The 25,970-nt window shown below is 59.9% G+C and carries 25 protein-coding genes; 17 read left to right on the forward strand and 8 right to left on the reverse strand.

All coding sequences use genetic code 11. The features are described from left to right. Nucleotides 1-5: 5 nt before the first annotated feature. The 8 genes from uca (at nucleotide 6) to ACSPHG_RS11755 (ending at nucleotide 11,314) form a co-directional block, all read left to right on the forward strand. The gene (uca, locus tag ACSPHG_RS11720; RefSeq protein ID WP_435953659.1) at nucleotides 6-3,626 is read left to right on the forward strand and encodes an urea carboxylase; all 3,621 of its coding nucleotides are present in this window, start codon (nucleotides 6-8) and stop codon (nucleotides 3,624-3,626) included. An 89-nt stretch (nucleotides 3,627-3,715) separates the two neighbouring features. Then, complete coding sequence (locus tag ACSPHG_RS11725) at nucleotides 3,716-4,402, forward strand: GntR family transcriptional regulator (RefSeq protein WP_435953660.1); 687 nt, start codon at nucleotides 3,716-3,718, stop codon at nucleotides 4,400-4,402. A 30-nt stretch (nucleotides 4,403-4,432) separates the two neighbouring features. Then, entirely contained in the window at nucleotides 4,433-5,704 is a 1,272-nt protein-coding gene (gene urtA / locus ACSPHG_RS11730; RefSeq protein WP_435953661.1) for an urea ABC transporter substrate-binding protein, read from the forward strand. 137 nt (nucleotides 5,705-5,841) lie between these two features. Beyond that, nucleotides 5,842-7,407: an urea ABC transporter permease subunit UrtB gene (urtB, locus tag ACSPHG_RS11735; RefSeq protein WP_435953662.1), complete on the forward strand. Its 1,566-nt coding sequence runs from the start codon at nucleotides 5,842-5,844 to the stop codon at nucleotides 7,405-7,407. Beyond that, nucleotides 7,407-8,480, forward strand: a complete 1,074-nt coding sequence (gene urtC, locus ACSPHG_RS11740; protein WP_435953663.1) for an urea ABC transporter permease subunit UrtC — start codon at nucleotides 7,407-7,409, stop codon at nucleotides 8,478-8,480. Before urtB ends, urtC begins: the two co-directional genes overlap by 1 nt. After that, nucleotides 8,480-9,277: an urea ABC transporter ATP-binding protein UrtD gene (gene urtD, locus ACSPHG_RS11745; protein ID WP_435956000.1), complete on the forward strand. Its 798-nt coding sequence runs from the start codon at nucleotides 8,480-8,482 to the stop codon at nucleotides 9,275-9,277. The genes urtC and urtD overlap by 1 nt, the downstream gene beginning before the upstream one ends. A gap of 59 nt (nucleotides 9,278-9,336) precedes the next feature. Beyond that, nucleotides 9,337-10,035 (forward strand): urea ABC transporter ATP-binding subunit UrtE, encoded by a 699-nt coding sequence (urtE, locus tag ACSPHG_RS11750; RefSeq protein ID WP_435953664.1) that lies wholly within the window; start codon nucleotides 9,337-9,339, stop codon nucleotides 10,033-10,035. A gap of 94 nt (nucleotides 10,036-10,129) precedes the next feature. After that, nucleotides 10,130-11,314, forward strand: a complete 1,185-nt coding sequence (locus ACSPHG_RS11755; protein WP_435953665.1) for a GNAT family N-acetyltransferase — start codon at nucleotides 10,130-10,132, stop codon at nucleotides 11,312-11,314. Between the two features lie 313 nt (nucleotides 11,315-11,627). On the opposite strand, the gene ydeE is transcribed toward ACSPHG_RS11755, so the two are convergent. Further along, nucleotides 11,628-12,830 carry an efflux MFS transporter YdeE gene (ydeE, locus tag ACSPHG_RS11760; RefSeq protein WP_435953666.1) on the reverse strand — a complete coding sequence of 401 codons (1,203 nt, stop codon included), beginning with the start codon at nucleotides 12,828-12,830 and terminating at the stop codon, nucleotides 11,628-11,630. A gap of 197 nt (nucleotides 12,831-13,027) precedes the next feature. Here ydeE and eamA point away from each other — a divergent pair, with 197 nt between their 5' ends. Continuing rightward, complete coding sequence (gene eamA, locus ACSPHG_RS11765; protein WP_435953667.1) at nucleotides 13,028-13,927, forward strand: O-acetylserine/cysteine exporter; 900 nt, start codon at nucleotides 13,028-13,030, stop codon at nucleotides 13,925-13,927. Nucleotides 13,928-13,968: 41 nt separating this feature from the next. Here eamA and ACSPHG_RS11770 read toward each other — a convergent pair whose 3' ends face one another. The 4 genes from ACSPHG_RS11770 to marR form a co-directional block, all read right to left on the reverse strand. Continuing rightward, nucleotides 13,969-14,100: a hypothetical protein gene (locus ACSPHG_RS11770; protein ID WP_435953668.1), complete on the reverse strand. Its 132-nt coding sequence runs from the start codon at nucleotides 14,098-14,100 to the stop codon at nucleotides 13,969-13,971. A 186-nt stretch (nucleotides 14,101-14,286) separates the two neighbouring features. Continuing rightward, complete coding sequence (gene marB / locus ACSPHG_RS11775; protein WP_435953669.1) at nucleotides 14,287-14,490, reverse strand: multiple antibiotic resistance regulatory protein MarB; 204 nt, start codon at nucleotides 14,488-14,490, stop codon at nucleotides 14,287-14,289. Nucleotides 14,491-14,536: 46 nt separating this feature from the next. After that, nucleotides 14,537-14,911, reverse strand: a complete 375-nt coding sequence (gene marA, locus ACSPHG_RS11780) for an MDR efflux pump AcrAB transcriptional activator MarA (protein WP_435953671.1) — start codon at nucleotides 14,909-14,911, stop codon at nucleotides 14,537-14,539. A 20-nt stretch (nucleotides 14,912-14,931) separates the two neighbouring features. Continuing rightward, nucleotides 14,932-15,366 (reverse strand): multiple antibiotic resistance transcriptional regulator MarR, encoded by a 435-nt coding sequence (marR, locus tag ACSPHG_RS11785; RefSeq protein ID WP_435953672.1) that lies wholly within the window; start codon nucleotides 15,364-15,366, stop codon nucleotides 14,932-14,934. A gap of 353 nt (nucleotides 15,367-15,719) precedes the next feature. Here marR and ACSPHG_RS11790 point away from each other — a divergent pair, with 353 nt between their 5' ends. The 4 genes from ACSPHG_RS11790 (at nucleotide 15,720) to ACSPHG_RS11805 (ending at nucleotide 18,072) form a co-directional block, all read left to right on the forward strand. Continuing rightward, nucleotides 15,720-16,388, forward strand: a complete 669-nt coding sequence (locus ACSPHG_RS11790; RefSeq protein WP_435953673.1) for a MarC family NAAT transporter — start codon at nucleotides 15,720-15,722, stop codon at nucleotides 16,386-16,388. Nucleotides 16,389-16,400: 12 nt separating this feature from the next. Next, entirely contained in the window at nucleotides 16,401-16,640 is a 240-nt protein-coding gene (locus tag ACSPHG_RS11795) for a DUF2164 family protein (RefSeq protein WP_435953674.1), read from the forward strand. A gap of 81 nt (nucleotides 16,641-16,721) precedes the next feature. After that, nucleotides 16,722-17,399, forward strand: coding sequence for an integrase (locus ACSPHG_RS11800; protein WP_435953675.1), 678 nt, complete (start codon nucleotides 16,722-16,724; stop codon nucleotides 17,397-17,399). Further along, nucleotides 17,392-18,072, forward strand: a complete 681-nt coding sequence (locus tag ACSPHG_RS11805; protein ID WP_435953676.1) for an RES family NAD+ phosphorylase — start codon at nucleotides 17,392-17,394, stop codon at nucleotides 18,070-18,072. Before ACSPHG_RS11800 ends, ACSPHG_RS11805 begins: the two co-directional genes overlap by 8 nt. Nucleotides 18,073-18,113: 41 nt before the next feature. Here the strand turns inward: ACSPHG_RS11805 and ACSPHG_RS11810 are convergent, their stop codons facing one another. Then, nucleotides 18,114-19,310: a sugar transporter gene (locus tag ACSPHG_RS11810; protein ID WP_435953677.1), complete on the reverse strand. Its 1,197-nt coding sequence runs from the start codon at nucleotides 19,308-19,310 to the stop codon at nucleotides 18,114-18,116. 203 nt (nucleotides 19,311-19,513) lie between these two features. Here ACSPHG_RS11810 and ACSPHG_RS11815 point away from each other — a divergent pair, with 203 nt between their 5' ends. Further along, nucleotides 19,514-20,305 carry a PhzF family phenazine biosynthesis protein gene (locus ACSPHG_RS11815; protein WP_435953678.1) on the forward strand — a complete coding sequence of 264 codons (792 nt, stop codon included), beginning with the start codon at nucleotides 19,514-19,516 and terminating at the stop codon, nucleotides 20,303-20,305. Between the two features lie 29 nt (nucleotides 20,306-20,334). Continuing rightward, nucleotides 20,335-21,372 carry a TRAP transporter substrate-binding protein DctP gene (dctP, locus tag ACSPHG_RS11820; RefSeq protein ID WP_435953680.1) on the forward strand — a complete coding sequence of 346 codons (1,038 nt, stop codon included), beginning with the start codon at nucleotides 20,335-20,337 and terminating at the stop codon, nucleotides 21,370-21,372. A gap of 47 nt (nucleotides 21,373-21,419) precedes the next feature. On the opposite strand, the gene ptrR is transcribed toward dctP, so the two are convergent. Continuing rightward, nucleotides 21,420-22,280 carry a putrescine utilization regulator PtrR gene (gene ptrR / locus ACSPHG_RS11825; RefSeq protein WP_435956001.1) on the reverse strand — a complete coding sequence of 287 codons (861 nt, stop codon included), beginning with the start codon at nucleotides 22,278-22,280 and terminating at the stop codon, nucleotides 21,420-21,422. Nucleotides 22,281-22,381: 101 nt separating this feature from the next. Here ptrR and ACSPHG_RS11830 point away from each other — a divergent pair, with 101 nt between their 5' ends. Continuing rightward, nucleotides 22,382-23,773: an aldehyde dehydrogenase family protein gene (locus ACSPHG_RS11830; RefSeq protein ID WP_435953681.1), complete on the forward strand. Its 1,392-nt coding sequence runs from the start codon at nucleotides 22,382-22,384 to the stop codon at nucleotides 23,771-23,773. Nucleotides 23,774-23,920: 147 nt separating this feature from the next. Continuing rightward, the gene (gene glsB, locus ACSPHG_RS11835; protein WP_435953682.1) at nucleotides 23,921-24,847 is read left to right on the forward strand and encodes a glutaminase B; all 927 of its coding nucleotides are present in this window, start codon (nucleotides 23,921-23,923) and stop codon (nucleotides 24,845-24,847) included. Nucleotides 24,848-24,853: 6 nt separating this feature from the next. Here glsB and trpS read toward each other — a convergent pair whose 3' ends face one another. Then, nucleotides 24,854-25,873 (reverse strand): tryptophan--tRNA ligase, encoded by a 1,020-nt coding sequence (gene trpS, locus ACSPHG_RS11840; protein ID WP_435953683.1) that lies wholly within the window; start codon nucleotides 25,871-25,873, stop codon nucleotides 24,854-24,856. Nucleotides 25,874-25,970: the final 97 nt, after the last annotated feature.

Raw genomic sequence — 25,970 nt, forward strand, 5'->3', positions numbered from 1 at the left:
GGAGCATGTTCAGCACAGTATTGATTGCTAACCGCGGTGAAATCGCCGTCCGCGCCATCAAAACGCTCGACAAAATGGGCATTACCAGCGTGGCGGTCTATTCCGACCCGGATGCGAACGCCCGGCACGTGAAGGACGCGGATATCGCCATCGCGCTCGGCGGCGAAACGGCGGCGGAAAGCTATTTAGACATCGACAAAATCCTCGCCGCCGCCAAAGAAAGCGGCGCGCAGGCGATTTTCCCCGGCTACGGTTTTCTTTCCGAACGCGCCGAGTTTGCCCAGGCCTGCGAGGACGCGGGGATCGTGTTTATCGGCCCGACGGCGGGGCAGATCCGCGACTTCGGCCTCAAGCACCGCGCCCGCGAGCTGGCGTTTAAGGCCGACGTGCCGATGACGCCCGGCACCGGCCTGCTGCTCACCCTTCAGGAAGCCCAGCTCGCGGCGGCTGAAATCGGCTATCCGGTCATGTTGAAAACCACGGCGGGCGGCGGCGGAATAGGGCTTACGCGCTGTGAAGACGAAGCCGCGCTGCTGGACGCCTGGTCAAGCGTGAAGCGCATGGGCCAGCAGTTTTTCAGCGACGACGCCGTGTTTATCGAACGTTTTGTTGACCGCGCACGCCATCTCGAAGTGCAGATTTTCGGCGACGGCACGGGCAGGGTCGTGGCGCTCGGCGAGCGCGACTGTTCGCTCCAGCGGCGCAATCAGAAGGTTGTCGAAGAAACCCCGGCACCTAACCTGCCGCAGGCCACGCGGGAGGCGATTCATGCTGCCGCCGTGGCGCTGGGCGAATCCGTGAAGTACCGCAGCGCGGGCACCGTGGAGTTCATCTACGACGCCGCCCGCGACGCGTTCTACTTCCTCGAGGTGAACACGCGGCTGCAGGTTGAGCACCCGGTAACGGAAATGGTCACCGGGCTCGATCTGATCGAGTGCATGATAAACGTCGCCGCAGGCCTAACGCCGGACTGGCAGCGCATGGCTCGACCGCCGCAGGGCGCGTCCATCGAAGTGCGGATCTATGCGGAAGATCCGCTGAAGAACTTCCAGCCGTCACCCGGCGTGCTGACCGACGTTGCCTTCCCGGAGGACGTGCGCGTTGACGGCTGGGTCAGCGCCGGTAGCGAGGTGAGCGCGTTCTACGACCCGACGATCGCCAAGGTGATCGTCCACGGCGACGATCGCCAGCAGGCGTTAAGTAAACTGAACTCGGCGCTGGCGGCCATCCGTCTGCACGGCATCGCCACCAACCTCGACTATCTGCGCCAGATCGTGCAGCTCGCCGAGTTTAAAGCGGGCGTGATGTGGACGCGGCTGCTTGATAGCGTGGTCTACCAGGCCCACGCCGTTGAGGTGCTGGAGCCGGGCACCTGGAGCAGCGTGCAGGACAGCCCAGGCCGCCTCGGCTATTGGGACATCGGCGTGCCGCCGTCCGGGCCGATGGACGATTTCGCGTTTCGCCTCGCCAACCGCATCGTCGGCAACCATCCGTCGGCGGCGGGCCTCGAGTTTACGCTGCAGGGGCCGACCCTGCGCTTCCACTGCGCGGCGACGATCGCCCTGACCGGTGCAGACTGCCCGGCGACGCTCGACGGACAGCCGGTGGCGTACTGGCAGCCGGTGATTGTCAAAGCGGGGCAAACGCTGAAGCTGGGCCGCGCTGCGTCAGGCTGCCGCACCTATCTTGCGGTGCGCAACGGTTTCGACGTGCCGGTTTATCTCGGCAGCCGCTCGACCTTCGCGCTGGGGCAGTTTGGCGGCCACGCCGGGCGCACGCTGCGCGTCGCTGACGTGCTGGCGATTTCCCAGCCGAATCTGGCGGCCTGCACCACGCCCGCGCCGATCTCGCTGCCGCAAACCCCAGAGCCTGCGCTCATCCCGCAGTACGGCGACCTGTGGGAAATCGGCGTACTGTACGGGCCGCACGGCGCGCCGGACTTCTTCACCCCGGACGCCATGCAGACGTTTTTTGACGCCGAATGGCAGGTTCACTACAACTCGAACCGCCTCGGCGTGCGCCTGGTCGGGCCAAAACCCGAGTGGACCCGCGCCGACGGCGGCGAGGCGGGGCTGCACCCGTCCAACGTTCACGACTGCGAATACGCCATCGGCGCTGTGAACTTTACCGGCGACTTCCCGGTGATCCTGACCCGTGACGGCCCGAGCCTCGGCGGCTTCGTCTGCCCGGTGACCATCGCCAAAGCGGAGCTGTGGAAGGTCGGGCAGGTGAAGCCCGGCGACCGCATTCGCTTCCACGCCATCACCTTTGAGCACGCGCAGTCGCTGGAAATTGCCCAGGAAGTGGCGGTCACCAATCTGCTGCACGTCGCCACGCTGCCGGATCTCCATCCGGGGATTGCCCCCAGCACGACCTCAAGCGCGGCGATTCTTGCGGAACTTGCCCCGCAGGCCGGGCTACCGGCGGTGGTTTATCGCCAGGCGGGGGACAACTACGTGCTGATCGAATACGGCGACAACGTGCTGGACCTGGCGCTGCGCCTGCGCATCTACCTGCTGATGAAGGCGATTAAACAGTCCGGAATTTCCGGCGTCGAGGAGCTATCGCCCGGCGTGCGTTCGCTCCAGGTGCGCTACGACAGCCAGCATATTTCCCAGACGCAGCTTTTAACCCTGCTGCTGGGCCTCGAAAAACAGCTCGGCGACGTGACGAAGCTGAAAATCCCGTCACGCATCGTGCATCTGCCGATGGCCTTCGAGGACAGCGCGACGCTCGCGGCGGTGGAGCGCTACAGGGAAACGGTGCGCGCCGACGCGCCGTGGCTGCCCAACAACGTCGATTTCATTCAGCGCACCAATGGCCTGGCGCATCGTGACGAGGTAAAGCAGGTGATTTTTGACGCCAGCTATCTGGTGCTCGGGTTGGGTGACGTGTATCTCGGCGCGCCCTGCGCCGTGCCGCTCGACCCACGCCATCGTCTGCTCAGCTCGAAGTACAACCCGGCGCGAACCTGGACCGCCGAAGGCACCGTGGGTATTGGCGGCATGTATATGTGTATCTACGGCATGGATTCGCCGGGCGGCTATCAGCTGGTCGGGCGCACGGTGCCTATCTGGAACAAATTCCTCAAGAACGCACAGTTTGGCGACGAGCCGTGGCTGCTGAAGTTCTTCGACCAGGTGCGTTTCTACCCCGTAAGCGAAGAGGAGCTTACCGCGTTCCGCACCGCATTCCGGGAAGGGCGCGCCGAGGTGCGAATCGAAGAGGTGGAGTTTGACTTCGCCGCCTACACGCAATTCCTCGCCGACAACGCCGACGATATCGCCGATTTCCGAAAGCGCCAGCATGCGGCGTTCAACGGCGAGGTCGCGCACTGGAAAGAGCAGGAGGGCGCGGCGGTGGAAAGCGCCATGCCGGTTGAGCAGACGAGCGGTGAAAACGACGCGGGGCGCCTGGTGAGCGCGGATCTGAACGGCAACGTCTGGAAAATTCTCGTCGAGCCGGGCCAGGCGGTGAAGCAGGGCGAGCCGCTCGTCGTCGTCGAAGCCATGAAGATGGAGCTGCTGGTCGCCGCCCCGTGCGACGGCACCGTATTGCGCATCAGCTGCCAACAGGGCCGCCCGGTGGGGCCGGGTGACGCGCTGCTTTGGCTGGATGCGGTGTGATTTGATGGTGGATGGCGCGCTGCTTATCCACCCTACGAACCGAGCCACGTAGGGCGGATAAGCGAAGCGCCATCCGCCGTGAGGTAAACATGCTGAACACGAAAAAACCAGCCGGCATCGCCGAACGCATCTACCGGCGGCTGAAACAGGAGATCTTCGACTTTCAGCTGCTCCCCGGCGACCGCTTTAGCGAAAACGACGTGGCGGTGCGCATGGACGCCAGCCGCACGCCGGTGCGTCAGGCGCTGTACGCGCTGGAGCAGGAGGGGTACGTCGAGGTGCAGCCCCGCAGCGGCTGGCAGATCAAAGCGGTGGATTTTGACTATCTCGAATCGCTTTACGACCTGCGCATCGTGCTCGAGCTGGAGGCGGTGAAGCGGCTTTGTACCCGGCCGGAGGAGCTGCAGCCGCGAGCGTTGCAAATGCTTCGGCAGTTCTGGATTGACTCGCCGCCGCTTGCGGACGGCGGGGCCGTGGCCGGGTACGACGAGGCGTTTCATATGACGCTGGTCGACGCGGCGGGCAACCCGGAAATGGCGCGGGTGCATCGGGATATCACGGAAAAAATTCGTATTGTGCGGCGGCTGGACTTCACCCAGCGGCCGCGCGTGAGCGCCACTTACCACGAGCATGGGCTGATTTTGCTCGCCGTTTTGAACCGACAGCTTCAGGAGGCGCAGAGCCGTTTACACGACCACATAGCCGCAAGTCAGAAAGAGGTTCGTCAGATTACCCTCCACATGCTTCATCAGGCGAGGCATGGGGTTATTCGCTAGTACACACAGCTAATTTTTGGAGTGAGACTTATGCAACGTCGTACTTTTATCAAAGCTTTTGCGCTCTCGGCATCCGTTGTCAGCATGGGGCTGGCGTTTGGCGCACACGCCGCCGACACCATCAAAGTGGGCATCATGCACTCGCTGTCCGGCACCATGGCGATATCAGAAACGCCGCTTAAAGACGTGGCGCTGATGACCATCGCTGACATCAACGCGAAGGGCGGCGTGCTGGGCAAGCAGCTTGAGCCGGTGGTGGTCGACCCGGCCTCCAACTGGCCGCTGTTCGCGGAAAAGGCCCGCCAGCTGTTGAGCCAGGACAAAGCCGCCGTGGTGTTCGGCTGCTGGACGTCGGTATCGCGCAAGTCCGTGCTGCCGGTGTTTGAGGAGCTAAACGGGCTGCTGTTCTACCCGGTGCAGTACGAGGGCGAAGAGATGTCGCCGAACGTGTTCTATACGGGTGCTGCGCCCAACCAGCAGGCCATTCCGGCGGTGGAATACCTGATGAGCGAGGACGGCGGGGCGGCCAAACGCTTCTTCCTGCTGGGCACGGATTACGTCTATCCGCGCACCACCAACAAAATCCTCCGCGCGTTCCTGCATTCCAAAGGGGTGCAGGATAAAGACATCGAAGAGGTTTACACCCCGTTCGGCTACAGCGACTACCAGACCATCGTCGCCAACATCAAGAAGTTCTCGGCGGGCGGCAAAACGGCGGTGATTTCAACCATTAACGGCGACTCTAACGTGCCGTTTTACAAGGAGCTGGCGAACCAGGGGCTGAAGGCGACGGACGTGCCGGTGGTCGCCTTCTCGGTGGGCGAAGAGGAGCTGCGCGGCATCGACACCAGGCCGCTGGTCGGCAACCTTGCGGCGTGGAACTACTTCGAATCCGTGGATAACCCAACCAATAAGCAGTTTGTCGCCGAATGGAAAGCCTATGCCAAAGCGCACAAGCTGCCGAACGCCGACACGGTGGTGACTAACGACCCGATGGAGGCCACCTACGTGGGCATTCATATGTGGGCGCAGGCGGTGGAAAAAGCGGGCACGACGGACGTGGACAAAGTGCGCGCGGCGATGGCCGGGCAGACCTTTAAGGCCCCGTCAGGCTTCACGCTGACCATGGACGCCACCAACCACCACCTGCACAAGCCGGTGATGATCGGTGAAATCGAAGGCAACGGCCAGTTTAACGTGGTGTGGCAGACCGACGGCCCGGTTCGCGCCCAGCCGTGGAGCCCGTTTATTGCCGGAAACGACAAGAAGCCGGACGCGCCGGTGAAAACGGCGAGTAATTAACTAAGCGGCGGGTGGCGCTACGCTTACCCGCCCTACATTCGAGCACGTAAGGTGGATAAGCGACAGCAGTCACCATCCAGATACGTAGGGTGGATAAGCGACAGCGCCATCCACCATTTTAACCGCAGGAGACGCCCATGAATCTCACCAAATGGCTGCCGATCGTCGCCTTGCTGCTGCCGCTGCTCGCCCGCGCCGGGGACGCCGACGACTTTGCGGCGGCAAACCGCACGCAGCAGGCGAAGCTGTTGCAGCATTGGGCGGCTTCCCCCGACGCGCTAAGGCTGCCGCTGCTGGAGGCGCTGGCGCGGGAAAACCTCGTCATCGACGAACGGCATCACGCCTTTGCGCAAACCGACGGCGTGCTGACGCCCCTGGATGCGGCACAGACTCCGGTCGGCGAGGTGAAAAAAGTGCGCCTCACCAACCGCCTGCGGGTTCTCGCGGGCAGCGCCTTAGCCAGCCATCGGTTGGTAAGTGACAACGTCACTGTTCGCCTGCAGGCGGCCAAAGACCTCCAGCGGGACGCCGAACCCGATCTGCTTCCTTTGCTGCAACAGCGGCTTAAGGCCGAACGGAGCGAAGACGTGCGCACCGCGCTTGAAGGCGCGCTTGCCCGTCTACGGCTGGCAAGCCCTGACGCCAGCGTGCGTTTACACGCCGTCGAGCTGCTTGGCCATTCTGCCGATCCCGATACCCAGGCGCTGCTCAAGCCGCTCGCCGACGCGCAGACCGAAACCAACCAACGGGTGCGTGAAGCCGCGGCGGAAGGGCTGCGTAAAATCCAGCACCGCCTGATGCTCGGCGATATTCTCGGCCAGGCGTTTATGGGGCTTTCGCTGGGATCGATTCTGCTGCTGGCCGCCCTTGGCCTCGCCATCACCTACGGCCTGCTGGGGGTGATCAACATGGCGCACGGCGAAATGCTGATGCTGGGCGCGTATTCCGCGTGGCTGGTGCAGACCGCCTTCCAGCAGTATGCCCCGGCCTGGCTAACGTTTTACCCGGTCGTCGCGCTGCCCGTGGCGTTCGCGATTACCGGCGGCATCGGCATGGCGCTGGAGCGCACGGTTATCCGCCACCTCTACGGCCGCCCGCTGGAAACCCTGCTGGCGACATGGGGCATCAGCCTGATGCTAATCCAGACCGTGCGCATGGCGTTCGGCGCGCAGAACATGGAGGTGGCGAACCCGGCGTGGCTGTCCGGCGGCGTGCAGGTGCTGCCGAACCTTATCCTGCCGTGGAACCGCCTGGTGGTTATCGGCTTTGTGATGCTGGTGCTGCTGTTTACCTGGCTGCTGCTCAGTAAAACACGCCTGGGCATGAACGTGCGGGCCGTCACGCAAAACCGCGCGATGGCCGCCTGCTGCGGCGTGCCGACCGGACGCGTGGACATGCTTGCCTTTGGCCTCGGCTCCGGCATCGCCGGGCTGGGCGGTGTGGCGCTGTCGCAGCTCGGCAACGTCGGGCCGGAGCTGGGCCAGGGCTATATCATCGATTCCTTCCTGGTGGTGGTGCTGGGCGGCGTGGGCCAGCTGGCCGGAAGCGTGGCCGCGGCGTTCGGGCTGGGCATCTTCAACAAAATCCTCGAGCCGCAGATTGGCGCGGTGCTGGGGAAAATCCTCATCCTTGTGCTGATCGTTCTGTTTATTCAGAAGCGTCCGCAGGGCCTGTTTGCGCTGAAAGGAAGGGTGATTGACTGATGAGCCAACCGCTGACCTTAACCCTGAGCCGCAAAGCGCCGCGCCTTAGCCTCGCGCTCGGCACGCTGTTTGTCGTTCTGCTGCTGACGCTGCCGTTTCTAACGCTGCTGCCCGCCGCGCATCCTTTGGCGTTATCCACCTACACGCTGACGCTGGTCGGCAAAATCCTCTGCTATGCGACCGTCGCCGTGGCGCTCGACCTGGTGTGGGGCTACGCGGGTTTACTGTCGCTCGGGCACGGCCTTTTCTTTGCGCTGGGCGGCTACGCGATGGGTATGTACCTGATGCGCCAGGCCGCGGGCGACGGGCTACCCGCGTTTATGTCCTTCCTGTCGTGGAGCGAGCTGCCGTGGTACTGGTGGGGCACGGAACACTTTGCCTGGGCGATGGCGCTGGTCGTGCTGGCGCCGGGAGGGCTTGCGCTGGCGTTCGGCTACTTTGCCTTCCGCTCGAAGATCAGGGGCGTGTACTTTTCGATTATGACCCAGGCGCTGACCTACGCCGGGATGCTGCTGTTCTTCCGCAACGAAACCGGCTTCGGCGGCAACAACGGCTTCACCGGGTTTACGACGTTGCTGGGCCTGTCGATTACCGCGACGGGCACGCGCATCGGGCTGTTTATCGCCACGGTTTTGCTGCTGCTGGCAAGCCTGGCGCTGGGTTTTGCACTTGCGCGCAGCAAGTTTGGCCGGGTGCTGACCGCCGTGCGCGATGCGGAAAACCGCCTGGTGTTCTGCGGCTACGACCCGCGTGGCTTCAAGCTGCTGGTATGGACGCTTTCCGCCGTGCTTTGCGGGCTGGCGGGGGCGCTTTACGTGCCGCAGGTGGGGATCATCAACCCCGGCGAAATGTCGCCGACCAATTCCATCGAAGCGGCTATCTGGGTGGCGCTCGGCGGGCGCGGCACGCTGATCGGGCCGATCCTCGGCGCAGGGCTGGTTAACGGCGCGAAAAGCTACTTCACCATGGCGGTGCCGGAATACTGGCAGCTGTTCCTCGGGCTTATCTTCATCCTCGTGACGCTGTTTCTGCCGCGCGGCGTGATTGGCCTGCTGCGCAAAGGAGAAAAATGATGCAACCCGGCGAGCCGCTGTTTACCCGTCAGCATATGACGGACAGGTATCGCGACCGGACCGATCCGGTGCTGATGCTGGACAATATCAACGTCAGCTTTGACGGCTTTCAGGCGCTGACTAACCTTTCGCTCAATATTGGCGTGGGCGAGCTGCGCTGCGTGATAGGCCCAAACGGCGCGGGGAAAACCACGCTGATGGACGTGATTACCGGCAAAACCCGCCCGCAGTCCGGCAGGGCTTTTTACGACCAGACCACGGACCTGCTGAGCCTGGAGCCCGCCGACATTGCCAGGAAAGGCATCGGGCGCAAGTTCCAGAAGCCGACGGTGTTTGAGGCGCTGACGGTGTTCGAAAACCTGGAAATCGCCCAGAAGGCGGAGAAAACCGTGTGGGCGAGCCTGCGGGCGAAGCTTGACGGCGAACGGCGCGACCGCATCGACGAGATGCTGACCACGCTGCGCCTGGGCGCGGAACGCCACCGGCAGGCGGGGCTGCTGTCCCACGGGCAGAAGCAGTTTCTGGAAATCGGCATGCTGCTGGTGCAGGAGCCGCACCTGCTGCTGCTCGATGAACCGGCGGCAGGCATGACCGACGCGGAAACCGAATACACCGCCGAGCTGTTCCGCGAGCTTGCGGGCAGGCATTCGCTGATGGTGGTGGAGCACGATATGGGCTTTGTGGAAACCATCGCCGACCGCGTGACGGTACTGCATCAGGGGCAGGTGCTGGCGGAAGGGTCGCTGCGCGAGGTGCAGGCGGACGAGCGGGTGATTGAGGTTTATTTAGGTCGTTAAATTTACGCAGAAACTTGTAGGGCGGATAAGCGAAGCGCATCCGTCGGGAGGGATAACAGATGCTAGCGGTCAACGATTTAAACCAGTTCTACGGCGGCAGCCACATCCTGCGCGGCGTCACTTTTGAGGCAAAAATCGGCGAGGTGACCTGCCTGCTGGGCCGCAACGGCGTTGGGAAAAGCACGCTGCTGAAATGCCTGATGGGGCTGATCCCGGCAAAATCCGGCACGGTGAGCTGGCAGGACAAAAATATCACCGCGCGTAAACCGCACCAGCGCGTGCAGGCGGGAATCGCCTACGTGCCGCAGGGCCGCGAAATCTTTCCGCGCCTGACCGTGGAGGAGAATCTGCTGATGGGGCTTGCGCGCTTTTCAGGCCGGGAAACGAAACGGGTGCCGGAAGAGATTTACCGGCTGTTCCCGGTGCTGCAGGAGATGAAGCACCGGCGCGGCGGCGATCTCTCCGGCGGGCAACAGCAGCAGCTGGCGATTGGCCGGGCGCTGGCCTGCCGCCCGCAGCTGTTGATTCTGGACGAGCCGACGGAAGGCATTCAGCCGTCGGTGATCAAAGAGATCGGGCAGGTGATCGGCCAGCTTGCCGCCAGGGGCGACATGGCCATTCTGCTGGTCGAGCAGTTCTACGACTTCGCCGCCGTTCTGGCGGACAGCTATCTGGTGATGTCACGCGGGGCGATTATCCAAAGCGGCGCGGGCAGGAACATGGAGCAGGACGGCGTGCGGGGGCTGGTGGCAATATAAGTGGTTCGAAAAAAATACCGCATTGTGGTTCTTTTTGCCGTGCCACTTAATCGCCTATAGTCAAAGCACATTCCCGATCCTCTGGAGGTCTACTTTGACTGGAGCAACAAATGAATTTCTGCAACCTATTGGCGACGCGCTGCCTGACTGGCAGCCTCGCGCTTATCCCGACCGCGTAACGCTGCAAGGGCGATACTGCCGCCTTGAGCCGCTCAATCCTGCCAACCATACTAAATCGCTCTGGAAAGCGTGGAGCAAAGCCCAAGACGGGCGCGACTGGACCTACACCTTCGCCGGGCCTTTTGCGAACGAGCAGCAGTATGCCGACTACATCGTGACGGCGGCGGCGAGCAATGACCCGCTGCACTTTACGGTTATCGACCAACGGTCCGGCCACGCGCTGGGTACGCTTTCGCTGATGCGCATCGACCCGGCAAACGGCACCATCGAGGTCGGCTCCGTGACGTTTTCCCCCGAGTTGAAAAACACCGTACAGGGAACGGAAGCGCATTTTCTGCTGATGAAATACGCTTTTGACGCGCTGGGCTACCGCCGCTACGAGTGGAAGTGCGATAGCCTGAACGGCCCGTCGCGTCGCGCCGCGCTGCGTCTGGGTTTCCGCTTCGAGGGGCTATTCCGTCAGGTGGTGGTTTACAAGGGGCGCAATCGGGATACGGCGTGGTTTTCCATCACAAGCGTAGAATGGCCGCTGGTGAAGTCGGCCTTTGAGGCCTGGCTTGCCGATGACAATATCCGCGGGGGCAAACAGGTGCAAAGCCTGGCCGCGCTGCGTGACGGCCTGGCGGCTAACAATACCCGACCGGGGAAAACGGCGGTGGACGTGCGCCCGCTTGCCGAAGGGGATTACGCCGCGTGGTATGAACTCTGGCAGGCCTACCTGACGTTTTACGATACGAAGCTGACGGATGAGGTGACGCTGTTTAACTGGCGGCGCATGCTTTCCCCGACGGAGCCGATGTACGCGCTCGGCGCGTTCGACGAACAGCAAAGGCTGCTGGGCATCGTGCATATGGTTTATCACCGCGGCACCTGGGCGAAGCGCGATCACTGCTATCTGGAGGATCTGTTCACCGTTCCGGCGTCACGCGGCAAGGGCGTTGGCCGATCGCTTATCGAAGCGGTTTATCGACATGCGCAGGAGAACAACGCGTCGCGGGTTTATTGGCACACGCACGAAACCAACGCCACGGCGCAGACGCTTTACGATAAGGTCGCCGATAAGCCGGGGTTTATTCAGTATCGGAAAGAGTTGGAGTAAGGGGAATTGTCGGGTGGCGGCTGCGCCTTACCCGACCTACGTTTGGGGTTTGTTTTGTGGTTTTGTCGGGTGGCGGCTGCGCCTTACCCGACCTACGTTTTGGGTTTGGTTTGTGATTTTGTCGGGTGGCGGCTGCGCCTTACCCGACCTACGTTTTGGGGTTGGTTTGTGGTTTTGTCGGGTGGCGGCTTCGCCTTACCCGACCTACGTTTTGGGGGTTGGTTTGTGATTTTGTCGGGTGGCGGCTTCGCCTTACCCGACCTACGTTTTGGGTTTGTTTTGTAGGATGGATAAGCGCTAGCGCCATCCACCATTAGCCCGCAAACGACACCGCCTTCACCGCCATTCCTTTCACAATCGTCCAGTACGCCAGCGCGATGGCGACCATCAGCACCACGAACAGCATCGACGGCGCAAACCACGTCAGCATCAGGCCGGTAAACAGCGGGTTGCACGCGCCGCCAAGCCAGCCAAGCTGCTGCGCGGAAAAGTAGCTCGCCTTCAGGCCCTGAGGGGCGATGTTATCCACCAGCATGTATTCCCCCGGCGCGTAGATCAGCTCGCCGAGGGTAAAGACCGCCGCCGAAATCCCCCACAGCAGCAGGTTGCTGCCCGACAGCATAAAGCCCGCCAGCCCGGCGATAAAAAACAGCGTGCCGTAGCACATCAGCTTTTTGATGTTATCCGGCCTGATGCGCTTGCCCACCGCGTACTGGAAGACGACCACCACAAAGGCGTTCACCGGCAGCACCACGCCGACGACCTTTTCCGCAAGCCCGGAATCGGAAATGGCGATCGCGTACTGCGAAAGACACGCCGCAAAAGAGCCGTAAACCAGCGAGCCTAAAAATGCCGAAAGGGTGAAATACATCAGCGCCCGGTCTTTGAGCATGCTGCGCGGCGAAAGCACGACGTTTGCGCTTTGGCCGCCCGCATTCACCGGCGCGCTGTGCACGTAGCGGCTAATCAGAATGAAGGGGATCACCGCCGTCATGCCGGAAAGCCAGAACGGCAGGTTGGTGCTGTAGAGCACGGCGAGGGTGCCAATCGGCGGGCCGACCGTCCAGCCGATATTAGAGAACGTGTAGTTAAGCGAAAAAACCTTCGGCTTCTGGTGTATTTCTAGCGTGTCGGAAAAATAGCCTTTAAGCACGGTCGAAAATACCGAGTAGGCGCAGTTGATTAAGGAGTAGAAAACCACCACCAGCACCGCGTTATTCACCAGCGGGATCGCCACAAACCCGCCGAGAAAAAGCGTGATGGCGATAAGCATATATTTTTTCTTATCAAATTTATCCGCCAGAATGCCGAACCACAGGCTGAAAAATACCCCAGCGGTCAGCGCGATTGTCAGCGCCAGGCCTATCTCCTGCAGCGGCATATCGTACTGTCGCGACAGGTAGATTGTCATAAACGGCAGGGTCAGGCCGCGCCCAACGGTGAGCAGTAGGGAGGCGATAAGTAAAACGCTTGTTGATAATGTCTTGCCGGTAAACCACTTGCTAAAGATGGCCATGGTTATCGTTATCTGTTTAAGGCATGGGAGTAGACGGTCAGATTTATCATGAAGAAACAGCGAAGTACAGGCGGGCACGGGCGATCGGCACAACACAACACATCTGTATGGCAGGGATTTATTGCGATCTGTATCTGTTCAGCCGCGCGCTTTAGGCATAGATTTTAACAAATTTATAAAATATGACAGGGGCGGGTATGACGCGGAAGGACGGACTGCTGGCGATGCTGGTGGTGGTAGTGTGGGGGCTGAATTTTGTGGTGATAAAAATGGGGCTGCATAATATGCCGCCTTTGATGCTGGCGGGCCTGCGGTTTTTACTGGTGGCTTTCCCGGCGCTGTTATTTGTGGCGCGCCCAAAGATCCCGTTTCGCCTATTAGCCGCCTACGGTTTGACAATTAGTTTTGGCCAGTTCGCCTTTCTGTTCTGTGCGATTAAATTCGGTATGCCCGCGGGCCTTGCCTCGCTGGTATTACAGGCGCAGGCCTTTTTCACTATTATCCTCGGCGCGTTTGTCTTTCACGAAAGGTTGCAGACAAGGCAGATCGCCGGGATCGCCCTTGCCGTGGTCGGCGTGCTGATCCTGATTGATGGCAGCCTCGGCGGCCAGCACGTTGCGCTGCTCGGCTTTATGCTGACGCTGGCGGCGGCCTTTAGCTGGGCGTGCGGCAACATCTTCAATAAGAAGATTATGCAGCTGCCGTCGCGCCCGCCGATTATGTCGCTTGTGGTGTGGAGCGCGCTGATTCCGGTCATTCCGTTTTTTATCGCCAGCCTGCTGATGGACGGCCCGACGCTGATGCTGCAAAGCCTGGTGTCCATCGATACGGTGACCGTGCTGTCGCTGGTCTACCTGGCGTTTATCGCCACCATCGTCGGCTACGGCATCTGGGGGAGTTTGCTCGGGCGCTATGAAACCTGGCGCGTGGCGCCGCTGTCGCTGCTGGTGCCGGTGGTCGGCATGGGAAGCGCGGCCCTTCTGCTGGACGAAACGCTTAGCGCCACGCAGCTGGTCGGCGCGGTGCTGATCATGGCGGGGCTGTATATCAACGTGTTTGGCCTGCGCGTCAGGCGGGCGGAAAAGAGAACGGTGTAATCTCAACCCCCTGCGTTGTTGCAGGGGGCTTTCGGGTTACGCTAGCTTTCGCAGCGGGTTGGGATCAGCACATCTTTGCTTTGGTACTTATAGGGAATGAAGTATTCCTTGTGTCCCTGTTCTTCGCTTTTGCTCTGCTGGCCCTCGGCAATCGCCAAAACCTGCGCGTCCATGGAGCCCACCAACGGTGCGCGGGACGCGCAGGGTGCCATGGCCGCGATGACCCGGCATTTCGATACGGCGGTAAATTCGCTGATTGAAAAGGGCGAGCAGATAAAGCTCGTGGAGTAAGCCGCGCTTAAAAAGCAAAACGCCCGATGCGGGGCATCAGGCGTTAAGGTTAACAGCGTTTTGCTCTGTTAATTATTATGGTAATACGGCGTGCCGAGCTGTTCTGATTTATCGCTCACGGTGTTGCTCGCGCGGGCGTTGCTGTCAGTTGGAGGAACGATCATTCCTCCGTGGTTAGCCGGGGTGACGTTAAAATTACCGGGCTGTTCCGCCATTACGTTACCCGAAGCCAGGACAAACAGCAGGGCAGCGGCGGATACAAAGCGTTTCATGATTTCCTCATTACATCTGTTTAGACGATTAACTCAGGTTTACTGCTCAATGATTTAGCGGATGAATGTACTTTCCGTCACCGGCAAGGTGCGTCACGCGGTACTTATGCGGCGGCACGGAGAAGTAATTCTTGAACGTGCGGGTGAGCGTTTGCTGCGACTCAAACCCGTAACGTTCTGCTAAATAAAGGATCGGCTCGTTGCTGTCTTTAAGCTTGAGGGCGATCTCGGTCAGTTTGCGATTGCGGATGTACTGGCCTAATGAATGGCCGGTTTCTTTTTTGAACATCCTTTGCAGGTGCCACTTAGAGTAGCCAGAACGCTGGGATACCTTCTCAAGCGAGAGTGGGGTTTCCAGATTCTCTTCTATCCAGTCCAAAATGCTGTGTACCGTTATCGCATCGTTGTTGCGTCTGGACATCGTCTCACCTCTTTTCAGCTTTACGGCAATACCTTTGTTAGCAGGTGATAAAGTGCATCGACTTCATCTGCCGTCAGGTTTTTTGTCAGTTCTCGATTCAGGTCTTGCCCAACCAGGCTGTGGCACTTCTCACACAGCGTCTTCCCCTCAGGCGTTAGCCTGACTAAAACACCGCGCTTATCGTTCGGGTTCGGCAATCGCTCAATCCATCCTTTGCAAAGTAGGCGATCGAGCATGCGGGTCAGCGCGCCCAGGTCGACCGACAGCACTTTTTTCAGCTCAACCGGTGTAATGCACACTTCGCAATAGATGGAGCAAAGCACCTTGAATTGCGTCGCGGTGATATCCAGCGGCGAGAGGTAATCATTGAGCAGTCGGTCTTTGTGCTGGTTAACCATATGAATCAGCCGCCCGAGCGGGATCATTTCGTTAAACAGGTCACTTGTGCTTTTCACTATGGTTGCCCAGGCAAGTAGATTAATCACGCGAGATATTATTGCCAGGGCAAGTATAAGTCAACGTGATGATTCACCCGCTGACGCAGGATCACACGAATAGCTAAAACGCTTCCGCAAGCAGAGCAGCATTGCTCTGAAACGACCTGAAAAAGCAAGATAATTAGCGAGCTTTTAAGGGGTATCTGGCGATTTATTTTGTGTTGATGGCGCACGCTGAAGGTTCGCACTACACCTCAATAATATTCACGCAATGAATATCAAACGATGTGATACAAAACGTCGGGGCCAGGTAACGACGTTTGGCTGCTATACTTGCCCAGCTGCAAGTAACGGATATTAAGGAAAAAAATATGATGGATTTGATGAAGGCTATCGGGCTGGGCCTCGTCGTGCTGCTCCCGCTGGCCAACCCGCTTACCACGGTGGCGCTGTTCCTCGGCCTCGCCGGGAACATGAACAGCAGGGCGCGCAACCGCACGGCGATGATGGCCTCGATAAACGTGTTCGTTATCATGATCGTCGCCTACTACGCGGGCCAGGTGGTGATGAATACCTTCGGGATTTCTATTCCGGGGCTGCGTATCGCCGGGGGGTTAATCGTTGGGCTAATCGGCTTCCGCATGCTGTTCCCGCAGCAAAAGGCGCATGAATCCCCGGAATCCAAAACCAAAAGCGAAGAGCTGAGCGAAGAGCCGGACGCCAATATCGCCTTCGTGCCGCTTGCGATGCCAAGTACCGCAGGGCCGGGGACTATCGCGATGATCATAAGCTCGGCCTCCACGATCAAACACGGTGTTGATTTTGCGCCGTGGGTGGTGCTGGTGGCACCGCCGCTGATTTTCGGGCTGGTTAGCCTGATCCTGTGGGGCAGCCTGCGCAGTTCCGGGGCCATTATGCGCCTGGTCGGCAAGAGCGGCATCGAAGCCATTTCACGCCTGATGGGCTTCCTGCTGGTGTGCATGGGCGTGCAGTTCATCATCAACGGCGTTATCGAAATCATTAAAACCTGGCCGCTATAAGAGGGGGAAAAGATGAAAAACCTGAAGCTGCCCGCCGACGACTACAACGGCGTCGTCGCCCATATCGTCGACTATATGGAAGACAAGCATGATCTTCAGCTCGGCCAGTTTGAAGCCGAGTTCTTTCTGGACGAGCTGGTGAAAAAGATCGCGCCGCTTTTTTATAATCAAGGGCTTAATAAGGCCATGGACGTTATCAACAACAACGTGCTGACGCTCGAAGAGCTGCTGGATTTAGAAAAGGAAGTTTGAATAAAAATTGCGCTGTGACAGAGTCTCGGTATGTCATATAATGAATATAACGCATATATCCACTACGCAACGAGGTGAGTCATGGGCGCAAAAGCAAATATCGCCAGGCGTGAGCGTCATCCTTTTGAAGTTCAGTCGCTGAGCGGCGACGAGCTGCACCGCATCGATTTCAAAACCGAGTCCGAATACCTGCTTATCGATCTAGGCAGCGTGGCGGGCCGCCGCAAAGATTTTAACGAACTGCTCGAAATGGCGATGAGCGCCGCCGTAAACGCGGCGGTTGCTTCACTGAATGCCATAAGCAATGAAGCCCCAGCCACAAGCCCGGGCGAAAAGGCGCGTAAACCTGCACGCACGGCCCGCAATATCCGCAGGCAGGACGAACTTAACGAGCGCATCCTGAACGAGGCCGTGTGGCTCTCTGCCCGCGAGCTGTCAGAGAAAGCCAGCTTTAACAACACCAACCCAAGCGCAGGGCCAAACCGCTGGAAGGCCGCAGGGCGCATTTTCGCCGTACAGATCGGCGGCAAAGATAACTATCCCGAATACCTACTGGACGAAGGCTACCGTCCGCTACCCGTGGTGAAAGAGATCCTCGCGACGTTTGGCGACAGCAAAACGCCGTGGGGCCTGGCTATCTGGTTCGGCTCGGAAAACAGCTGGCTCGGCGGCAGGAAACCAAAGGATGTTTTGACGGAAATGCCGGAGCAGGTGCTGACGGCGGCCCGAGAAGAGCGCGAAGGCGGTGTTCATGGCTGATACAGAACACAGGGACGTGTCTGGTGTGGAACGCGGGCTGGCCGCGCCAAGGGTGAACCTGAAAATAAACGTCGCGACATGGCCAGCAGGTCAGCGCATATATCGCATTCATTCTGATAAATTCACCGCTCTCCAGTTCAACCCCGGCATGGGAAACGCGCGCTTTAGCCCGATGTTGAACGGCGTCGCCACGCTCTATGGCGGGGCCACTACAGGCGTTGCCGTTATGGAAACGCTTTTTCATGACGTACCGCTTCATTCCGATGGAAAGCCTTTCGACCTCAGACGCGCACAGGGGCTGGTTCACTCCGTGCTCAGCGCAACAACGGATTTAACGCTGGCCGATTTTAATCCGAAAACGCTGCGCAAAATGGGCGTCAGGCGAGCCGACCTTCTTGATTCCAGCGCAGACCATTATCCCTTTACCAGAGAATATTCACTCGCCGTTCATCGGGCATACCCTGACGTTCACGGCCTGCAATGGTCGTCACGCCAGCATGGCGGCCAGGCAGTCATGCTCTTCGGCGACAGAATTGCGGCGGGGCAGCTCGACGTTGAAATAGAATCGCAGCGGCTGCTTGAGTCAGATTTGCTGATGGAGAGTATTGAAGAAGAGGCAGATCAGCTGGGAATCGTGCTGCTCGAACCGGGCGGTGGGCAACATCATGGATAACAAAAGCATGCCGGGTAGCCCATCGCTACCCGACATTGACACTAGCCGTGGTGCGGCTGTTCTTCTAAGGCCACCGGCCAGCGGCGGAATATCAGCACTGACCAGATGAGCGCCGCAACGGCAGGCACCGCGCCAACCCAGCCGATGCTTGCCATCGACAGGTGCAGGCTGACCTGGTTGCCCAGCAGCGCGCCTGCGCCAATCCCGATATTGAAAATTCCCGAAAACAGCGACATGGCGACGTCCGTCGCGTCCGGGGCCAGCGCCAGCACTTTCACCTGCATCCCGAGTCCAATCACCATAATGGCGACGCCCCAGAACATGCTCAGCACCGTGAGGTTAACGTTGCTGGTCGAGGCGGGAAGCAGCAGCACGAGGCAGAGAACCAGCAGGGCGATCGCGCCGCTAATCAGCGGTGACGCATATCTGTTGCCGAGTTTGCCGAACAGAATGCTGCCCAGGATACCCGCGCCGCCCAGTACCAGCAGCAGCACGGTCGCGAAGTTTGCGCTCAGGCCCGCCACGCTTTGCACGAACGGTTCAATGTAGCTGTAGGCGGTATAATGCGCGGTGACCACCACGGCGGTCAGCACGTAAATGCTCACCAGCGCCGGGCGGCGGAACAGCTGCGGCACGCTGCTGAGCGAGCCGGAATGTTCGCTTGGCAGCTTCGGCAGCAGCTTCATCAGGCAGACCAGGGTTATCGCCGCCACCACGCCAATGGCGAAGAAGGTGGTGCGCCAGCCGAAGTATTGCCCAACGATACGGCCCAGCGGCAGGCCTAAGACCATCGCCAGCGCGGAGCCCGTTGCAATCAGGCTCAGCGCCTGGGCCTTTTTACCCGCCGGGGCCATGCGAATCGCCAGCGAAGCGGTAATCGACCAGAAAATAGCGTGGGCAAAGGCGATGCCGATACGGCTTATCACCAGCACGGTAAAGTTCCACGCGAGGAAAGAGAGCACGTGGCTTGCGATAAACAGCACGAAGATGCCGATAAGCAGCCTGCGGCGCTCTACCATGCTTGTCAGCAGCATAAACGGCAGTGACATCAGCGCCACCACCCAGGCGTAAATCGTCAGCATGATGCCGACCTGCGCCGTTTCCATGCCGAAGCTCTGCGCGATATCCGACAGCAGCCCGACGGGCACGAATTCAGTGGTATTGAAGATAAACGCCGCGACAGCAAGAGTAACGACCCGCAGCCACGCTGTACGGCGTGAGACTGTGCTTAGTGTCATAAAATAGTTTCGCGTAGGTAAATGAAAAGTTCTGAAGAGGCGTCGATCATAAAACCATCAACCGGGGCATACAACCCATTTTGTGATTTATGTCTCATTTTTTTACCCCTCTGTGAGCGCATAAAAAAATGAATGCATCGGGCGGGCGTGTCATGGCATGGTAGACGCCATGCAGTCACCAATAACAATACGGGGTTTACGCTATGCAACCAATTGACTTTTATATGGTAGATGCCTTTGCCGATACGACGTTCGGCGGCAATGCCGCGGCGGTATGTCCGCTCACGGAATGGCTGCCGGATGACGTCCTGCTGAAGATGTCAAAACAGCATAACCAGTCGGAAACCGCCTACTTTGTCACTACCGACGAGGGCTTTGAGCTGCGCTGGTTTACCACCCAGGGCGAAATTAACCTCTGCGGCCACGCGACCCTTGCCGCGGCGCACGTGATTTTTGAACACCTTGACTACCCGCACGCCACTATTCATTTCACTACCCGCTTTGTTGGCCCGCTGTCCGTGACCCGCAACGGCGAATGGCTGACGCTGGATTTCCCCGCCTGGTCTACGGAGCCGGTGATGCCGCTGCCGCTGCTGCTGGAAACGCTTGGCATCAGCGAATGCAAAGAGGTGCGCGTCGCCCGTGATTACATGGTGGTGCTGGAAAACCAGCAGCAGGTTGAAAACGTGCGCCCGAACATCAACGCCATGATCCCGCTGGATAAAATGGTCTGCATTACCGCGCCGGGAGAAGGCGAATACGATTTTGTCAGCCGCTTCTTCTGCCCTGGCGAATCGGTGCCGGAAGATCCGGTCACCGGCTCCACGCACAGCATGCTGATCCCCTATTGGGCAGAAAAGCTCGGTAAAACGCAGATGCTGGCCCGCCAGGTTTCCGAACGCGGCGGGGATTTGCGCTGCCAGCTGGTCGGCGACCGGGTGCACATCGGCGGCAAAGCGGCCACCTATCTGATTGGGAAAGTTTTGCTGCGCTAGTTTTAACCTTCACCTGAACGAGAAATCATATGGATTTGATACACAAACGCGCGGCGATATTTATCGCCGCAATGCTGCTGCCCGCCGCCGTTTCCGCCACCACCACGCTCAGATATATCGATCACGAACCGCTGGGCGGCATGCGCACCCGGTTTATTAACGATGTGTTTTTCCCGGCGATTGAAAAGGAGTCGAAGGGGCGGCTGAAGGTTGAGGCGCACTGGAACGGCGAACTGGCGAAAAGCTACGACGAGCTAAGCGCCGTCAGCGAAGGCCGGCTGGCGGATATGGCCGTGGTCGTGCCGGAGTACACGCCGAAAGAGCTGCCGTTGCACCAGATTTTTAAAAGCTTTCCGGTGGGGCCTGCGGGCGGCGCGCAGATAGACTTCTTCCGCTGCGTTTATCAGCAGATCCCCGCGTTTTCTGCGGAACTAGAGAAAGCCAACGTCGTGAACGTCTTTTTCGCCACCGGCTTTCCGGTGGCGTTTTTCAGCGCTAAACCCATGAACGGCCTGGAAGACATCAAGGGGACGAGGTGGCGTTCGGCAAGCTTCTGGCATCAGGATTTCCTTAAAAATGCCGGCGCCATCCCGGTTTCTATGCCGTGGAACGACGGCATTTACAAAGCCCTGCAGGCGGGCACGTTGGACGGCCTGATGGTCAACGTCGACAGCGGCTATCAGCTTGACGTGCAGAAAACCGCGCCTCATGTCCTGCTGTCAAAGGATCTGTGGCTCGGGCACATCTATCTTCTGGCGATGAATAAAAAGACGTGGGACGGCCTTGCGCAGGAAGATCGGGCCGCGATTGGCCGCGCCGCGGAGGCCGCGTATCAATCTCTGGGTTCAGCGATGGAGCGGGGTATGAACGAGCAGGTTGAGGATCTCAAAAAGGACGGCGCGACGGTGCGCATCCTGAAAAAAGATGAAGTCCTGAAATGGCAGGCGGCGACGGGCTACCGGCAGGCTCAGGCCAGCTGGGTGAAGGAGCAGCAGCAGAAGGGGGTGAACGACGCGGGGGCGACGATGGAAAAAGTCACCGCCGTGATGAACGAAACCCTGCGCTAATCCTCAAGTTATGCCCTCGGAAAGGGGGCATTTTATTGCGTTCAACGCTACACCGCCTCATCCAGCAGCCCCATAAACGCCTCCAGCTGGCGGGTTTTCGCGCCGCGCCGCCAGATTAGCCAGGTTTTAAGATAGCGCCAGTCCGGCGGCAGCGGCCACGCGCTCGCCTGGTGGCTGCCGGGCATGCTTTCTAACATGCTGCGCGGCATCAGGGCCAATCCGGCCCCGGCGATAACGCAGGCCAGCATGCCGTGGTAGGACTCCATTTCGTGGATTTTGCCGGGGATGGCCTGGTCGTGATGGAACCAGCTTTCGAAATGGCGGCGGTAGGAGCAGTTCGCGCGAAAGGCGTAGATATTCGCGCCGTTCACCTGCCGGGCGCGCTCAATGGGCGGGTGGTCGATGGGGGCGACAATCACCATTTCCTCTTCGTACACCGCCAGCCCTTCTAATGCCGGGTGCAGCACCGGCCCGTCAACGAAGGCGGCAGATAGTTTACCCTCCAGCACGCCGTCAATCTGGTCGCCCGACGGGCCGGTAGACAGCGAAAGCTGGATCTTCGGGTAGCGCTGGTTAAACATCGCCAGCACGCCGGGGATTCTGACCGCCGCCGTGCTTTCCAGCGAACCCAGCGCCAGCATGCCCTGCGGCTCGTCGCCAGCCACCACCATTCGCGCCTCGTCGACCAGCGCTAAAATGCGCCTGCTGTATTGCAGAAAGCTGTGCCCGGCGGGCGCGAGCTTCAGCCGCTGGTTCTCGCGGATAAACAGGTCGACGCCCAGATCCGCCTCGAGCTGCTTGATGCGCGTGGTGAGGTTGGACGGCACGCGGTGCACCTTCTGGGCGGCGGCGTTAATGCTGCCCGTTTCCGCAACGGCGTTAAACATTTCGAGCTGGACAAGATCCATGGCTATTCTCATTTCGTGAATGGTCGGCTTAGTATTATTCATTTTTCACCACTCATCCTCAAGCGTAAGGTAAACGGACATTCAGACAACAGGGCGACACCATGCAATCAGTAACCGCACAAACACACGCGATCTCGCTTAACCCGGCTAACGGCCAGCGGCTCGCCGCCTATCCCTATGAATCCGACGCCCAGCTTGACGCGGCGCTTGAGCAAAACCACCGCGCGTTTCTCACCTGGCGCGGTCTGTCCGTCAGCCAGCGCGCGCAAAAACTTCGCGATCTCGCCGCCGCGCTGCGTGACGGTGCCGAAGCAATGGCGCAGATGATTACCGCCGAAATGGGCAAACCCATCGCTCAGGCGCGGGCAGAGGTGAGCAAATCCGCCAACCTTTGCGACTGGTACGCGGAGCACGGCCCGGCGATGCTGGGCGCGGAGGCAACCCAGGTGCCGGATGACAAAGCGGTCATCGAATACCGCCCGCTTGGCCCGATTCTCGCCGTAATGCCGTGGAACTTCCCGCTGTGGCAGGTGCTGCGCGGCGCGGTGCCGATTCTGCTGGCGGGCAACGGCTACGTGCTCAAGCACGCGCCGAACGTGATGGGCTGCGCTTCGCTGATCGAAGAACTGTTCGTCCAGGCCGACTTCCCCGCCGGGCTGTTTACGCTTATCAACGTGACGCCAGAAGGCGTGAGCCGGGCCATCAACGATCCGCGCATCGCCGCGATTACCGTGACGGGGAGCGGGCGCGCCGGTGCGGCAATCGGGGCGCAGGCCGGTGCGGCGCTGAAGAAATGCGTGCTGGAGCTTGGCGGCTCCGACCCGTTTATTGTCCTTAACGATGCCGATCTCGACGAGGCCGTCAAAGCCGCCGTGGCCGGGCGATTCCAGAATACCGGGCAGGTTTGCGCGGCGGCAAAACGCTTTATCGTGGAAGCTGGCGTAGCTGACGCCTTCACCGCTAAATTCCTTGCGGCAACGCGGCAGATGAAGGTGGGGGACCCGACCCTTGAAGCGACTCAGATTGGGCCGATGGCGCGTTACGACCTGCGCGACGAGCTTCATGCTCAGGTGACAACGTCACTTCAACAGGGCGCTACGCTGCTGCTTGGCGGCGAAAAAAACGCCGGGGAAGGCAACTACTACGCGCCGACCGTGCTGGGCAACGTAACGCCAGAAATGACGGCGTTTCGCCAGGAGCTGTTCGGCCCGGTCGCCGCCATCACCGTTGCGCGCGACGCGGAGCATGCGCTGGCGCTGGCAAACGACAGCGACTTCGGTCTTTCCGCCACCGTGTTCACCGCCGACAGCATGCTTGCCACGGACATGGCCGCGCGCCTGGAATGTGGCGGCGTGTTCATCAACGGCTACAGCGCAAGCGACCCGCGCGTGGCGTTTGGCGGCGTGAAGAAAAGCGGCTTTGGCCGCGAGCTTTCGCACTTCGGCCTGCACGAATTCTGCAACGTGCAGACGGTGTGGCGGGACCGCAAATAGCGGTTTGTAAAGCATCGCGTGGCGCTTCGCTTATGCGACCTGCGAGTGCGTAGGGTGGCTAAGCGATAGCGCTATCGCCGCATCGATTCGCGCGGCGGCAGTCTGTTATACTGGCGGGCGTAAAATCCCGCCGGTCAGGAGCATTTGGTGCAAGGTTCGTTAGATAATCAGCTGCTGGAAGATATTCTGGCGCAGGTCAGGCCGCTTATCGGCAAGGGTAAAGTTGCCGACTACATTCCCGCCCTGGCGGAAGTTCCCGCCGATAAACTCGCCATCGCCGTCTGCACCGTGGGCGGCGAGGTTTTTTGCGCGGGTGACGCGCAGGAACGTTTTTCCATTCAGTCCATTTCCAAAGTGCTGAGCCTGGCACTCGCCATGGGCCGCTACGAAGAGGACGAAATCTGGCGGCGGGTGGGCAAAGAGCCGTCGGGCCAGCCGTTTAACTCCCTGTTGCAGCTTGAGCTGGAGCAGGGCAAGCCGCGCAATCCGTTTATCAACGCCGGGGCGCTGGTCGTCTGCGATATGCTGCAAACCCGCCTCAGCGCGCCGAAGCAGCGCATGCTGGAAGTGGTGCGCCAGCTTGCCGACCAGCCCGATCTTGCCTATGACACGCGCATAGCCAAGTCCGAATTTGAGCATTCCGCCCGCAACGCCGCCATCGCCTGGCTGATGAAGTCGTTCGGCAACTTCGATAACGACGTAATCACCGTGCTGCAAAACTATTTCCACTACTGCGCGCTGAAGATGAGCTGCCTCGAGCTTGCGAAGACGTTTCTGTTTCTGGCGAATCAGGGCGTATCGCCCCAGTTGGATGAGCCGGTGATCAGCGCCCAGCAAACCCGGCAGATCAACGCCCTGATGGTCACCAGCGGGATGTACGACGGCGCGGGCGAATTTGCCTATCGCGTCGGCATGCCGGGGAAATCGGGCGTTGGCGGGGGGATTATTGCCATTGTGCCGCATGAAATGTCGATCGCCGTCTGGTGCCCGGAGCTGGACGCTTCGGGCAACTCGCTGGCCGGAACCGCCGCGCTGGAAATTCTCGCCCAGCGCATCGGCCGCTCTATTTTCTAAACGCCCTCAGTAGAAGACCGGCAGGCCCAGCCCGCGTTTAACCTCGACGAGGGTTTGCTGGGTCTGCTCCCGCGCTTTCTCCGTACCGGCCCGCAGTACCGACATCAGATAGCCTTTGTCCTGCATCAGCTCGGCGCGCCTTTCGCGAATCGGCGCGAGCAGCGTTTGCAGACGGTCGTTGAGCACGTTCTTACACTGCCGGTCGCCCAGACCGCCCTGACGATACCGGGTTTTTAGCTCGGCGACATACTCCGCGTCGTCATGAAAAGCATCGAGATAGATGAAGACCATATTGCCCTCAACCTTGCCGGGATCGCTCACGCGCAGGTGGCTGGGGTCGGTGTACATCGCCGACACGGCCTGCGCGATGGCGTCGGGCGAGGCGGACAGGGCGACGGCGTTGCCGAGCGACTTGGACATTTTTGCGTTGCCGTCCACGCCCGGCAGACGGCTGACCTCGCTAAGCAGGGCTTTACACGGCACCAGCGTTGGCGCGGGCAGCAGGCCGTTCATCTTGTGCACGATTTCATTGGTCTGCTCAATCATCGGCAGCTGGTCGTCGCCCACCGGTACCAGGCCCGCTTTAAACGCCGTAATGTCCGCCGCCTGGCTGATGGGATACACCAGAAAGCCCGCCGGAATGCTGCTGGCAAAGCCTTTCTGGGCAATTTCATTTTTTACGGTCGGGTTACGCTGTACGCGTGACACTGTCACGATATTCATGTACAGCATCGTCAGTTCGGCCAGCGCCGGCAGGGAAGACTGCAGGCAAATCGTGGTTTTGAAAGGATCGATGCCGACGCTGAGATAATCGGCCAACACTTCGAGAATGTTGTCTGCGACCTTTTGGGGATTGCTGCCGTTGTCGGTCAGCCCCTGTAAATCGGCGACCAGAATAAACTGGCGATGCTGTTCCTGAAGGGTAACGCGCTGGCGCAACGAGCCAACGTAATGACCAAGATGCAGCGCGCCGGTTGGGCGGTCGCCGGTGAGGATAGTTTGACGTTCGGGGGTAGGGATATTCATAACAACTCCTGCATAACGAAAGTTTTGCTGGAGCGGACGATGAACAACCGGGTTATCTCAAACTCGCCGCACTCCAGCGGCCAGTTCGAGCTTTTTT

Source organism: Dryocola baronae, from assembly GCF_051297175.1.
Lineage (GTDB): Bacteria > Pseudomonadota > Gammaproteobacteria > Enterobacterales > Enterobacteriaceae > Dryocola.

Excerpts from the sequence above, each read along its gene's own strand:
- ACSPHG_RS11790 (WP_435953673.1), top strand. The coding sequence starts at position 15,720 with ATGATGGATTTGATGAAGGCTATCGGGCTGGGCCTCGTCGTGCTGCTC.
- ydeE (WP_435953666.1), bottom strand. The coding sequence starts at position 12,830 with ATGGCCATCTTTAGCAAGTGGTTTACCGGCAAGACATTATCAACAAGC.
- ptrR (WP_435956001.1), bottom strand. The coding sequence starts at position 22,280 with ATGGATCTTGTCCAGCTCGAAATGTTTAACGCCGTTGCGGAAACGGGC.
- urtB (WP_435953662.1), top strand. The coding sequence starts at position 5,842 with ATGAATCTCACCAAATGGCTGCCGATCGTCGCCTTGCTGCTGCCGCTG.
- ACSPHG_RS11795 (WP_435953674.1), top strand. The coding sequence starts at position 16,401 with ATGAAAAACCTGAAGCTGCCCGCCGACGACTACAACGGCGTCGTCGCC.
- ACSPHG_RS11770 (WP_435953668.1), bottom strand. The coding sequence starts at position 14,100 with ATGGACGCGCAGGTTTTGGCGATTGCCGAGGGCCAGCAGAGCAAAAGC.
- ACSPHG_RS11830 (WP_435953681.1), top strand. The coding sequence starts at position 22,382 with ATGCAATCAGTAACCGCACAAACACACGCGATCTCGCTTAACCCGGCT.
- urtC (WP_435953663.1), top strand. The coding sequence starts at position 7,407 with ATGAGCCAACCGCTGACCTTAACCCTGAGCCGCAAAGCGCCGCGCCTT.
- dctP (WP_435953680.1), top strand. The coding sequence starts at position 20,335 with ATGGATTTGATACACAAACGCGCGGCGATATTTATCGCCGCAATGCTG.
- eamA (WP_435953667.1), top strand. The coding sequence starts at position 13,028 with ATGACGCGGAAGGACGGACTGCTGGCGATGCTGGTGGTGGTAGTGTGG.
- ACSPHG_RS11800 (WP_435953675.1), top strand. The coding sequence starts at position 16,722 with ATGGGCGCAAAAGCAAATATCGCCAGGCGTGAGCGTCATCCTTTTGAA.
- urtD (WP_435956000.1), top strand. The coding sequence starts at position 8,480 with ATGCAACCCGGCGAGCCGCTGTTTACCCGTCAGCATATGACGGACAGG.
- trpS (WP_435953683.1), bottom strand. The coding sequence starts at position 25,873 with ATGAATATCCCTACCCCCGAACGTCAAACTATCCTCACCGGCGACCGC.
- marA (WP_435953671.1), bottom strand. The coding sequence starts at position 14,911 with ATGTCCAGACGCAACAACGATGCGATAACGGTACACAGCATTTTGGAC.
- marB (WP_435953669.1), bottom strand. The coding sequence starts at position 14,490 with ATGAAACGCTTTGTATCCGCCGCTGCCCTGCTGTTTGTCCTGGCTTCG.
- urtE (WP_435953664.1), top strand. The coding sequence starts at position 9,337 with ATGCTAGCGGTCAACGATTTAAACCAGTTCTACGGCGGCAGCCACATC.
- urtA (WP_435953661.1), top strand. The coding sequence starts at position 4,433 with ATGCAACGTCGTACTTTTATCAAAGCTTTTGCGCTCTCGGCATCCGTT.
- ACSPHG_RS11805 (WP_435953676.1), top strand. The coding sequence starts at position 17,392 with ATGGCTGATACAGAACACAGGGACGTGTCTGGTGTGGAACGCGGGCTG.
- ACSPHG_RS11725 (WP_435953660.1), top strand. The coding sequence starts at position 3,716 with ATGCTGAACACGAAAAAACCAGCCGGCATCGCCGAACGCATCTACCGG.
- ACSPHG_RS11815 (WP_435953678.1), top strand. The coding sequence starts at position 19,514 with ATGCAACCAATTGACTTTTATATGGTAGATGCCTTTGCCGATACGACG.
- ACSPHG_RS11810 (WP_435953677.1), bottom strand. The coding sequence starts at position 19,310 with ATGACACTAAGCACAGTCTCACGCCGTACAGCGTGGCTGCGGGTCGTT.
- uca (WP_435953659.1), top strand. The coding sequence starts at position 6 with ATGTTCAGCACAGTATTGATTGCTAACCGCGGTGAAATCGCCGTCCGC.